Annotated in this window: 10 protein-coding genes, 1 tRNA gene and 1 pseudogene; 4 read left to right on the top strand and 8 right to left on the bottom strand. The window is 68.0% G+C overall.

Annotation, left to right across the window (positions count from 1 at the left end):
• From ACLL81_RS06910 to ACLL81_RS06885, 6 genes and pseudogenes are all read right to left on the bottom strand, one after another.
• Positions 1-182: pseudogene (locus ACLL81_RS06910) on the bottom strand (MBL fold metallo-hydrolase); the annotation flags it as partial.
• Between the two features lie 325 nt (positions 183-507).
• On the bottom strand, positions 508-858 hold the full coding sequence (locus ACLL81_RS06905) for an FAD-dependent oxidoreductase (protein ID WP_411287609.1): 351 nt from the start codon (positions 856-858) through the stop codon (positions 508-510).
• A gap of 37 nt (positions 859-895) precedes the next feature.
• Positions 896-2,449, bottom strand: coding sequence for a cryptochrome/photolyase family protein (locus ACLL81_RS06900; protein WP_411287608.1), 1,554 nt, complete (start codon positions 2,447-2,449; stop codon positions 896-898).
• A complete protein-coding gene (locus ACLL81_RS06895) occupies positions 2,446-2,607 on the bottom strand; it encodes a DUF2256 domain-containing protein (RefSeq protein WP_411287610.1) in 162 nt (53 codons plus the stop codon). The genes ACLL81_RS06900 and ACLL81_RS06895 overlap by 4 nt, the downstream gene beginning before the upstream one ends.
• A gap of 380 nt (positions 2,608-2,987) precedes the next feature.
• Entirely contained in the window at positions 2,988-3,398 is a 411-nt protein-coding gene (locus ACLL81_RS06890) for a hypothetical protein (protein WP_411287607.1), read from the bottom strand.
• Positions 3,399-3,466: 68 nt separating this feature from the next.
• Positions 3,467-4,270, bottom strand: a complete 804-nt coding sequence (locus ACLL81_RS06885) for an SIR2 family NAD-dependent protein deacylase (protein WP_411287606.1) — start codon at positions 4,268-4,270, stop codon at positions 3,467-3,469.
• 325 nt (positions 4,271-4,595) lie between these two features.
• Here ACLL81_RS06885 and ACLL81_RS06880 point away from each other — a divergent pair, with 325 nt between their 5' ends.
• A complete protein-coding gene (locus ACLL81_RS06880) occupies positions 4,596-5,888 on the top strand; it encodes an ammonium transporter (RefSeq protein WP_411287605.1) in 1,293 nt (430 codons plus the stop codon).
• A gap of 10 nt (positions 5,889-5,898) precedes the next feature.
• Here ACLL81_RS06880 and ACLL81_RS06875 read toward each other — a convergent pair whose 3' ends face one another.
• Entirely contained in the window at positions 5,899-6,204 is a 306-nt protein-coding gene (locus ACLL81_RS06875) for a YggT family protein (protein ID WP_411287604.1), read from the bottom strand.
• A gap of 96 nt (positions 6,205-6,300) precedes the next feature.
• Here ACLL81_RS06875 and ACLL81_RS06870 point away from each other — a divergent pair.
• A tRNA-Ala gene (locus tag ACLL81_RS06870) sits at positions 6,301-6,376 on the top strand.
• A 67-nt stretch (positions 6,377-6,443) separates the two neighbouring features.
• Here the strand turns inward: ACLL81_RS06870 and polA are convergent.
• A complete protein-coding gene (polA, locus tag ACLL81_RS06865; RefSeq protein ID WP_411287603.1) occupies positions 6,444-9,308 on the bottom strand; it encodes a DNA polymerase I in 2,865 nt (954 codons plus the stop codon).
• A gap of 160 nt (positions 9,309-9,468) precedes the next feature.
• On the opposite strand from polA, the gene recF reads away from it, so the two are divergent.
• Both recF and ACLL81_RS06855 read left to right on the top strand, forming a co-directional pair.
• A complete protein-coding gene (gene recF / locus ACLL81_RS06860) occupies positions 9,469-10,614 on the top strand; it encodes a DNA replication/repair protein RecF (protein ID WP_411287602.1) in 1,146 nt (381 codons plus the stop codon).
• Positions 10,611-11,034 (top strand): ATP-binding protein (locus tag ACLL81_RS06855; RefSeq protein WP_411287601.1); only part of this gene is annotated, 424 nt, incomplete at its 3' end. The genes recF and ACLL81_RS06855, both read left to right, overlap by 4 nt.

The following is an 11,034-nucleotide window of genomic DNA, read 5'->3' as shown; positions in this document are numbered from 1 at the left end:
ATCGTCGACACAGCGGCGGAGACGAGCGGGAACATCCCCCGCGGACCGCAGTGAAATAAGAGCGGCTCCTTCGCGGTGATGAGGAACTGATTGAACGTAAAGCCCGCGGGAGGCGCGATATCCGCCACGAAGGTGCTCAGCCGGAAGATGCCATCAGCGATCTCAGAAATCTCGGTTTTCATGGGCGACCAGGCTACGCCGGTCTAGACGAGAGTCCATCCGAAGGTGTTGTCAGCCCAAACGCGTCAGGCCTCGCTGCGCCCCGCTGCGTCCCAGTTTTGTCCGTTGGCTGCACCTCGGTTGGGTGCGGTTCGCAGGTATGGCGCAGGTCGCGATTCCGGCGTTTCCCGCGGTAAGTCGCGTAACTTAGGAAACGACCGCACCGCCTTCTTCGTCCAAGCTGGGAAGACGCTGGGTGGTGGCGGCGCAGACACCGAGATTGGGGGTTAAGCTACAGAAACTAATAGCTTTTTCGATAAACCTTCCCTGGCCTTCGTAATGCGGGGGTCAGGTGTTCGAGTCACCTAGGCGGCACCATCCCTCTAAGTAGGAAATCTCGGAGCGAGAGGCGCGATAGCTCGGTCGCCGCTTGGGTCCAAGCTGGGTGTGGCTTCCAGATGGTACGGTCAGCCAGGAAGACCGACCTTTGAGAGAAGACGTCAGGTTTGTCGTCGTTGAGGGTGGCGACACCGACCGCCTGGTTGATGACCTCCGGGGGGCCGTCTGCATTCGTCGCGTCGACATTCGCCCGCCGGGTCCGCGACCCTTGTCGAGCAAGACGACCTCGTGCCCCTGCCGCGCCAATCCCCCGGTGCAGGCGAGCCCCGCCATTCCCGCCCCAACGATCCCAACGCGCATCCGACACCTGTTCACCGAAGCTCTTCGCGGCTCGTCTCTATCTGACCGCCGCCTCAGGGTCATAACGGTCTTCGAGACCATCGAGGAACGCGTCCGCCTCCCGCACAATCGACTCCCGGCGGTCTTGGGGCCATCCGGCGAGCGTACGATAGGGCATGGCGAGCCGCGGGTTGCCCGATAACCGATGCTCATGCCGTATGAGAAAAGCCCAGTAGAGGTAGTTGAACGGACAGGCGCGCGGCCCGGTCTTCTGCTTCACATCGTAGTCGCACCCCGAGCAGAAGTCCGACATGCGATCGATATAGGCGCCGGAAGCGGCATAGGGCTTGGACGCCATCCGTCCGCCGTCGGCGAACACCGCCATGCCCAGGGTGTTGGGCATTTCGACCCACTCAAAGGCGTCGGCATAGACGGCTAGATACCAGCGCTCGATCTCGCTGGGCGCCACACCGGCTAACAGGGCGAAATTGCCGGTGACCATCAGGCGCTGAATATGATGTGAATAGGCATATCGCTTTGTGCTGTCGATCGCCTCGCTCAGGCAGCGCATCGTCGTGTCGCCGGTCCAATAGAAGCCAGGCAGTTTACGCTTCGCCTCCAGCGCGTTCGAATGGGCATAACCCGGCATCAGCGCCCAGTAGACGCCCCGCACATACTCGCGCCAGCCCAGGATCTGCCGCACGAAACCCTCGACCGCGTTTAACGGCGCGGTCCCCGCGCGCCATGCCGCTTCGGCCGCGGCGCACACTTCTCTTGGAGACAGCAATCCAAGGTTCAAAGCCGGCGACAGCAAAGAGTGAAACAGCAAGGGCTCCCCCTGCTTCATGGCGTCCTGGTAGTCGCCGAAACGGGGCAAGGCCCGGGAAATGAAGTCATCCAGGGCGCGCAGGGCGTCAGCGCGGGTCACCGGCCAGCCAAAGTCTTCCAAAGATCCGAAGTTATCGCTGAAACGCTGCTGGACCAGCGTCATCACCTCGCGGGTTATAGCGTCGGGCGCGAAGCGAAGGCGCGAGGGCAGAGAGAGGGCGGCCGGCAATTTCTTGCGGTTGGCCGCATCATAATTCCATTCGCCGCCGGCCGGCTGTCTACCGTCCATTAGCACGGCATGTTCGCGGCGCATGTCTCGGTAGAAGTGCTCCATGCGCCAGGTTCGGCGTTCTTGCGCCCAGGCGGCAAAGCGGTTTCGGCTGGCAAAGAACCTGTCGTCAGGCCGCACCTCGACCGGACAGTCGACCAGCGCCGGCCAGGACTCGACCATTTCTTGAACACGCCACTCCCCCGCCTCGGTTACGACCACTCGTTCAGGGCGGAGCCTCGTGACGGCGCGCTGAACTTCGCCTGTGAGCCCACCGCTATTGCCTGGGGCGTCCAGCTGAACGTAGTCGACCGTGATCCCTTGCGACCGTAACTCATCGGCGAAGTGGCGCATGGCAGACAGCACCAGAACAAGCTTTTGCTTGTGATGCCCTACCGACGAGACTTCTTCGGCCACTTCCGCCATCAGAACCCTGTCCCGCCCCGGTGCGAGATCGGCCAGCGCAGATAGGTCGAACGAGAGTTGGTCGCCGAATACTACCCTTAAAACGCTCATGCCGAATCAGTCTGCCGCTCGAGTGGCGGCGCGGAGTCGCGGCATTGGCTGGAGCAATATTTCACGTTCTCCCAGTCGCGCGCCCACTTCTTGCGCCATGCGAATGGACGGCTGCAACAGGCGCATAACTTGGTCGGCAAGTCCCCTTTGCGGCGCATTTTGGGCATGGCGTTACCCGGGCACGCCGAAGCGCGATTGCCAACTCCGAACTCTCAACTTAACCGTCAGCACGGTCGCGCGCCCGCGCTATCCCAAGGCCATTGCTCGCGCGAAACTGGACAATGAACGTCTTGGTGCCTGCGGGCGTGGCGCGCAGCCCGAACCCGGAAAATCTGAGTCCCAGGCAAGGCAGCCAGGTTGGACCAGATCGACGACCCGTTTTGTCAGACGCACCTTTGACTTGCGCGGCACGTCTGCTCTCCTCGCTGGCTGCCCCAAACGTGTGGACGCACCCGTTCGTGGAAGCAAGGTGGAAGCATGGGAAGTCGAACGCGGCCGCTTCTCCCCGTAGGCCAGCGTGGTGACATGGCCGTCGGGGTCAGAACGCCGCGCAGGTGGTCAGGTTGACGCCCTTGGCCTCGGCGCGGGTCCAGGCGCCCTTGGCCCGGGAGAACTCCGCGAAGGCGGAGCCCGGCTCGCCGCCGCCCTCCTGCGCGCTGGTGGAGCGGAAGGTCATGGCGGCGATGATCTTGCCGGTGACGCCCTTGGCCTGGTCGGCGGCGGTCAGGTCGCGGGCGCCCTTGCAGGTGACCTCGAAGGCCTCGCAGCCCTTGCCGGCGACCTTGATGGCGCACTGGGGATTTGTCGCCTCGAGGTCCGCGCGCCAGGTGCGGATCTCGGCGTCGAGCCCCGCATAGGGGTCGCCGGCGCCGGAGGCGGATTGTTCGCCGCCGCCGCAGGCGGTGAGCGCGAGGCAGGCGAGGACGATGAGGCTGGCGGGTCTGATCACGATGGCTCCGCGGTTGCGAACACGCCTCCTAACGCACAGATCAAGGCGGCGGCGTGACAGACCCACCGCTAATTCGCGGGCACGGCGGCGGTCATCGCCGGGCCGATCTCGTCGTGCAGCACCAGATCGGCCAGGCTGTCCAGGTCGGTGGGTTCGCGGTTGACGATGGCCAGCCTCGCGCCGGCCCGCTTGGCCACCGCCGGAAACGCCGCCGCCGGATAGACCACCAGGGACGAGCCCAGCACCAGGAAGAGGTCGCAGTCCAGGGTCGCCGCCTCCGCCCGCGCCATCGGCTCCGCCGGCATCGGCTGGCCGAAGGAGATGGTGGCGGTCTTGACCAGGCCGGAGCACGCCCGGCAGGCGGGCAGGTCGCCGGTGGCCTCATAGAGCGCCTTCAGGTCGGCCAGCTCGTGGCGTTGCGCGCACTCCAGGCAGGTCGCGTAGCTGGCGTTGCCGTGCAGTTCGATCACCTGGGCCGCCGGCACGCCGCTATCCTGATGCAGGTTGTCGACGTTCTGGGTGATGACGGCGGTGGCCTTGCCCTGGCCCACCAGGCGGGCGACCGCGTGGTGGCCGGCGTTGGGCGCCCGGCCCACCCAGCCGGCGCGGCCGCTGAACGCCCGGTCCCAGGCCTCCCGGCGTTTGTCTTCGCTGGCGACAAAGTCCTGGAAGTAGATCGGCTTCATCTTCGACCAGACCCCCCCCGGACTGCGGAAGTCGGGGATGCCGGACTCGGTGGAGATGCCCGCGCCGGTGAACACCACCACCTTGCGGGCGTCGGCGATCAGGCGGGCGAGGTCGGCGCGGGACATGGCCCATAGTTGAGCAATCCTGGGCGGCGACGCCAGAGGCGAGCTGCGGTCGTCGTTCATGGCCGATCTGCCTGCGTGCGAAAGCGCACCCGAGGACAACCGCCCAGGGCGGCGGGCTTTCCAGACGCCTGGAGAGGGTAAGGGTGGTCGATCGGCCCGGCTTGGTCGGGGGGGATGCCAGGGGGCCGGGCCGATCGGGCTGACCATGATCCGACAAGCAAGTCGTTGATCAGCTGATCCCGGAACACATGCTCACGGCCAAGGTTCCCCGGACGGAGGGCTTTTCTGGCGCCCCTACGACATCGCCGGCCTTGGCGGATCGCCGCGTTCCGCCAATACTGGATCCCGCGAGCCCCCGAAGAGGCGCGCTGCGCGGGGGAAACCGATGATCGCCAAGCAATGGATCGCGCCGGCTGCGCTGGCGTTCGCCTCGGCGGCCGGGCCAGCCTGGGCCCAGGCGCCCGCCGCCGCCGACCCCGCCGCCACCGCCTGGATGCTCAGCGCCACGGCGCTGGTGCTGTTCATGACCCTGCCGGGGCTGGCGCTGTTCTACGCGGGTCTGGTGCGGTCCAAGAACGTGCTCTCGGTGATGATGCACTGCCTGGCGATCGCCTGCCTGGCCTCGGTGCTGTGGCTGTTCGGCGTCTACAGCCTGGCCTTCTCGGGCAGCCATCCGCTGATCGGCGACCTGGCCAAGTTCGCGCTCCTGCCGGTGGGCCGCGACGCGGTGGTCTCAGGCCTGCCCGAGAACCTGTTCTTCATGTTCCAGATGACCTTCGCCATCATCACCCCGGCGCTGATCGTCGGCGCCTTCGTGGAGCGCATACGCTTCGGCGCCGTGCTGCTGTTCTCCGGCCTGTGGCTGGTGTTGGTCTATGCGCCGGTCTGCCACTGGGTATGGGGCGGCGGCTGGCTGGCCGCGCGCCATGTGATGGACTACGCCGGCGGCCTCGTCGTCCACGCCACCGCCGGGGTCTCGGCCCTGGTGCTGGCCTGGCGCCTGGGCCCGCGCGACGGCTGGCCCAGGGACCTGTCGCCGCCGCACAACCCGGGCATGACCATGATCGGCGCGGGGATGCTGTGGGTGGGCTGGTACGGCTTCAACGGCGGCAGCGCGCTCGCCGCCGACGGCAACGCCGCCTCCGCTCTGATGGTCACCCATCTCTCGGCTGCTACGGCGGGCCTGGTCTGGGCCGCCATCGAGTGGCGGCGCTTCAAGCGGGCGAGCATGGTGGGCCTGGTCACCGGGGTGGTGGCCGGCCTGGCCACGGTGACCCCGGCGTCAGGCTTCATCGGGCCGGTGGGGGCCGTGGCCTTGGGCGCCGCCGGCAGCGTCGTCTGCTACCACGCCGTCGAGCTGGTCAAGCAGCGGCTGAAGATCGACGACAGCCTCGACGTCTTTGCGGTCCACGGGGTGGGCGGCATCCTGGGGACCCTGGCGGTGGCCGTGCTGGCCAGCCCGGCCCTGGGCGGCGCGGGCTACTTCGAGGGCGTGACCATGGGCGACCAGGCGCTGACCCAGGTGATCGGCGTGGCCGCGGTGGTGGCCTGGTCGGCGATCGTCACCCTGGTGCTGGCCTGGATCTGCCAGCGCACGGTGGGCCTGCGGGCCCAGGAGGAGCACGTGGACGAGGGCCTGGACATGTCCGCCCACGGGGAGCGGGCCTACAACCCCTGAGTGGAAGGCCTCAGCCGATCACCGTCTTGATCGGCGCGAAGATCATCGGCAGCAGATAGAGGCGGAAGCCCTGCAGGATCAGGATCACGACGATCGGGCTGATGTCGACGCCGCCCAGGGGCGGGATCAGCCGCTGGAAGGGCCGCAGCACCGGCCGCGTCACCGCCTCCAGGAAGCGCGCGACATTATAGACGAAGCGGTTCTTCAGGTTGATCACGTCGAAGGCCACCAGCCACGAGATGATCGCGCTGATGATGATCGCCCAGACCATCAGCCCGATCAGCGAGCCGATGACGAATTCGAGGAAGCTGCCCATGGCGGGTTTCTAGCGGCTATCGCGCCGCTGGCAAGGCGGGCCGAGCACGCGCGCTTGACAGGCGGCGCCGCAAAAGGGTTATTCCGCGCCTTCCTGGGGGCCGTAGCTCAGTTGGTAGAGCGCGTCGTTCGCAATGACGAGGTCAGCGGTTCGATTCCGCTCGGCTCCACCAGGAATTTCCTTCCGCCCGTCTAGTCCCCCGCAAGGCCGCCGCGCGGATGGGGCGGTACCCCGCCAGGTCAGTGCGCGTCGTCCCAGTTGGCGGCGGCGCGGGCCTCCACCACCAGCGGCACGGTGAGCGCCACGGCGGGTTCGGCGGCGGTCTCCATAACCCGCTTGGCGACCGCGATGACGGCGTCGGCCTCAGCCTCGAGGGCTTCGAAGACCAGTTCGTCGTGCACCTGCAGCAACATACGCGCGGTGAGCCCCGCATCGCGCAGGGCGCCTGGCATCCGCACCATGGCGCGGCGGATCACGTCGGCGGCGGCGCCCTGGATCGGCGCGTTGATCGCCGCGCGGTCGGCGAAGGACCGCTCCGCCGGGCTCTTGCCGCGGGCCGCCGGGATATTCACCTTGCGGCCGAAGATCGTGGTCACGAAGGCCTGGCTGCGGACCTCGTGGATCATCCGGTCCATGTAGCTGCGGATGCCGGGGAAGCGCTCGAAGTAGGTCTTGATATAGGCGCCCGCCTCTTCCCTGGGGATGGAAAGCTGGTTGGCCAGGCCGAAGGCCGAGATGCCATAGACAATGCCGAAGTTGATCGCCTTGGCGCGCCGCCTGGTCTCCGCGGGCATGCCCTCCACCGGCACGCCGAACATCTCCGAGGCGGTCATGGCGTGGATGTCCAGGCCGTCCTTGAACGCCTGCTTCAGCTGTGGAATGTCGCCGATGTGGGCCAGCAGGCGCAGTTCGATCTGGCTGTAGTCGGCGCTGATCAGCACATGGCCCGGCTCGGCGATGAAGGCCTTGCGGATCTTGCGGCCTTCCTCGGTGCGGATCGGGATGTTCTGCAGGTTGGGGTCCGAGGAGGCGAGGCGTCCGGTGGTGGCCGCGGCCAGGCTGAACGAGGTGTGCACCCGTCCGGTCCGGGGCGAGATCGCCGCCACCAGATTGTCGGTGTAGGTGCCCTTCAGCTTGGCGAGCTGTCGCCAGTCCAGCAGCACCCGGGGCAGCGCGTGGCCCTGGGCGGCCAGGTCGTCCAGCATGGATGCGTCGGTGGACATCGCCCCCGTGGCGGTGGTCCGGCCCGAGGCCATGCCCATCTCCTTGAACAGCACTTCGCCGATCTGCTTGGGGGACCCCAGGTTGAACGGCCGGCCGGCCAGCTTGTGGGCCTCGATCTCCAGCTCGCCCATGCGCACGGAAAAGTCGTTGGAGAGCTGGCGCAGGCGGTCGGGCTCGACCTTGATCCCGGCCAGTTCCATGTCGGCCAGCACCCGCGGCAGGGGCCGCTCCAGCGTCTCATAGACGGTCAGCAGCCCTTCGTGCGCCAGCCGCGGCCGCAGGTGTTCGTAGAGCCGCAGCGTCACGTCCGCGTCCTCGGCCGCGTAGCAGGTGGCCTCGGGCAGGGCCACGTGCTTGAAGCTCTTCTGCGCCTTGCCGGCCCCGGCCACGGTCTTGAACTTGATCGGCTCGTGGTCGAGCCACAGCTTCGACAGCTCGTCCATGCCGTGGTTGTGCAGGCCAGCCTCCAGCACGTAGCTGATCAACATGGTGTCTTCGATCGGAGTGACGTCGATCCCGTAGCGGGAGAGCACGGCCATGTCGTACTTGGCGTTCTGCGCCACCTTCAGGACCGTGGGGTCCTCCAGCAGCGGCTTCAGCCGGGCCATCACCGCCTCGCAGGGGATCTGGGCGATATCCGCCTTGTCCTCGAAGTCCAGGCCGCCGTCGCCCTCGTGCTGGTGGCCCACGGGGATATAGCAGGCCTCCCCCGGCGCCACGGCCAGAGAGACGCCGCAGAGGTTGGCGTCGGACGACGACAGGGCGTCGGTCTCGGTGTCAAAGGCGACGATGCCCGCCGCCCGGGCCCGGGCGATCCAGTCATCCAGGGCGGTCAGGTCGCGGACGCAGGCATAGGCCTCCACGTCGATGGCGCCATGCTTCGGCGCTCCCGGCGCCCTGCCGGCGGGGGAGGGCGTGGCCGCCGGGGCCTCGCCGCCGCGGGCCTCGCTGACCCGTCGCGCCAGGGTGCGGAACTCCATCAGCTCCAGGAAATCGGCCAGCGCCTTGGGGTCCGGCTCCTCCACCACCAGGTCGTCGATGGGCGCGGGCAGGGGGGTGTCGCAGTCCAGGCGGACGAGTTCGCGCGACAGCCGGATCTGGTCGGCGAAGTCGATCAGGGTCTGGCGGCGCTTGTCCTGCTTGACCTCGCTGGCCCGGGCCAGCAGCGTGTCGAGGTCGCCGTACTCCAGGATCAGCGCCGAGGCGGTCTTGATGCCGATCCCCGGCGCGCCCGGCACATTGTCCACGGAATCCCCGCACAGGGCCTGAACGTCCACCACCTTGTCCGGCGGCACCCCGAACTTCTCCACCACCTGGTCGTGGCCGATACGCAGGTTCTTCATGGTGTCCAGCATGGTCACCTGGGGGCCGACCATCTGCATCAGGTCCTTGTCGGACGAAACGATCACCACCTCGCCGCCCAGGTCGCGAACCTTGCAGGCGTAGGCGGCGATCAGGTCGTCGGCCTCGTAGCCGGGCAGCTCCAGGCAGGGGACGCCGAACGCCCGGGTGGCGTCGCGCACCAGGGGGAACTGCGGGACCAGATCCTCGGGCGGCGGCGGGCGGTGGGCCTTGTACTGCTCGTAGAGCTTGTTGCGGAAGGTCTTCTCGGAGTGGTCGAAGATCACCGCCAGGTGGGTCGGCGCGTCCTCCGACGCCTTCATGTCGACGAGCAGTTTCCACAGCATGTTGCAGAAGCCCGCCACCGCGCCCACCGGCACGCCATCGCTCTTGCGGGTGAGCGGCGGCAAGGCGTGGTAGGCGCGGAAGATGAACCCCGAGCCGTCCACCAGATAGAGCCGGACCTTCGGCCCGTCCTGGGTCGGGGCGCGGGGAATCTCGCCAAGGGTCTCGGGGGCGGCGTCGAGGGTGTCGGTCATCCGGGCAGGATAGGCGCGCGGCGGCGCGAGGTCATCCGTCCTGCGTCACGGCGCGAACCGCTTGTTGAGGTCGCCCAGCCCCCCGGCTCGCGGAAAACCGACGGACTCAATCGGATGACGACATTGGAAATGGAACCGCGAAACCCTGTAAGACCCCCTCGTGACCCGCGCGGCCCTGACACGCCTGAGCCTGACGGACTTCCGGTCCTACGAACGGGCGGACCTGGCCCTCGACGGACGCCCCGTGTTCCTGGTGGGCGCCAACGGGGCCGGCAAGACCAACCTCTTGGAGGCGGTCAGCTTCTTCACCCCCGGCCGGGGCCTGCGCGGCGCCAGCCTGGCCGAAGTCGGGCGGCGCATGCCCGGCGAGGGGCAGGGTCGGGCCTGGGCCGTCTCGGCGGTCCTGAGCGCTGACGGCGGAGAGACCCGCATGGGCGCGGGCGTCTCCGAAGCCGGCGCCGCGCGCCGCACCGTGCGGCTGGAGGGCGAGACCGTACCCCCCGGACGCCTGGCCGAGCATCTGCGCCAGGTCTGGCTGACCCCGGCCCAGGACCGCCTGTTCCTGGAAGGCGCAGGCGAGCGGCGCCGATTCTTCGACCGCCTGGTGTTCGCCGGGACCCCGCGCCACGCCAGCCACGCAGGCGCCTACGACAAGGCCAGCCGCGAGCGCCTGCGCCTGCTCACCGACGGCCCCGCCGACGCCGGCTGGCTGGACGCGCTTGAGGCGCGCATGGCGGAGGCCGGGGCCCTGATGGCCGAAGCCCGGGCCACCACGCTGACCGCCCTGCAGGCCGAGATCGACACCCGGGGCGAGCGGCCGTTCCCCCAGGCCACGCTCAGCCTCACCGGCGCCTGGGAGCAGATGGCCGCGGCTGGCGCCAAGATCGCCGACATCGAGCTGAAGCTAGCCGCCGCCCTGGCCGCCGCAAGGGACCGCGACGCCGCCGCGGGCCGGGCGCTCACCGGCCCGCACCGGGGCGATCTGGCGGTGGTCCACGCCGAGAAGGACCGTCCGGCCGCGGAATGCTCCACCGGCGAGCAGAAGGCGCTGATTCTGAACCTGGTTCTGGCCCAGGCCGCGCGCCTTTCGCGTGCAGAATCATCGCCAAGCCCTATATTGTTGCTGGACGAAGTCGCAGCGCATCTGGACCGCCGCAGGCGGGCCGCATTGTTCGACGAGATCACGGCGCTCGGGCTCCAGGCCTTCCTGACCGGAACCGACGAGCACCTGTTTGAAGACCTGAAAGGACGGGCCCAGGGCGTTCTCGTGGACGCGTCGGGCCTGACTCAGCTGGATCACCAATGAGCGAAGACAACGAAATCCAAGGCCCTACCCCCGACAACAACGGGCAGGACGACTACGGCGCGGAGTCCATCAAGGTCCTCAAGGGCCTGGACGCGGTGCGCAAGCGCCCCGGCATGTATATCGGCGACACCGATGACGGGTCGGGCCTGCACCACATGGTCTATGAGGTGGTGGACAACGCCATCGACGAGACCCTGGCCGGCTGGGCCACGCGGGTGGAGGTGATCCTCAACGCCGACGGCTCGGTCACCGTCACCGACGACGGCCGCGGCATCCCCACCGACATCCACGAGGGTGAGGGCGTCTCGGCGGCCGAGGTGATCATGACCCAGCTGCACGCCGGCGGGAAATTCGACCAGAATTCCTACAAGGTCTCCGGCGGCCTGCACGGCGTCGGCGTCTCGGTGGTCAATGCGCTCT

The sequence above is a fragment of the Phenylobacterium sp. genome, assembly GCF_046590535.1.
GTDB lineage: Bacteria > Pseudomonadota > Alphaproteobacteria > Caulobacterales > Caulobacteraceae > Phenylobacterium.
This window is presented reverse-complemented; position numbering and strand designations above follow the sequence as displayed.

Coding starts and splice junctions, on each gene's coding strand:
- ACLL81_RS06905 (WP_411287609.1), bottom strand. CDS start 858: ATGCGCGTTGGGATCGTTGGGGCGGGAATGGCGGGGCTCGCCTGCACC.
- ACLL81_RS06875 (WP_411287604.1), bottom strand. CDS start 6,204: ATGGGCAGCTTCCTCGAATTCGTCATCGGCTCGCTGATCGGGCTGATG.
- ACLL81_RS06885 (WP_411287606.1), bottom strand. CDS start 4,270: ATGAACGACGACCGCAGCTCGCCTCTGGCGTCGCCGCCCAGGATTGCT.
- ACLL81_RS06880 (WP_411287605.1), top strand. CDS start 4,596: ATGATCGCCAAGCAATGGATCGCGCCGGCTGCGCTGGCGTTCGCCTCG.
- polA (WP_411287603.1), bottom strand. CDS start 9,308: ATGACCGACACCCTCGACGCCGCCCCCGAGACCCTTGGCGAGATTCCC.
- ACLL81_RS06900 (WP_411287608.1), bottom strand. CDS start 2,449: ATGAGCGTTTTAAGGGTAGTATTCGGCGACCAACTCTCGTTCGACCTA.
- ACLL81_RS06895 (WP_411287610.1), bottom strand. CDS start 2,607: ATGCGCCGCAAAGGGGACTTGCCGACCAAGTTATGCGCCTGTTGCAGC.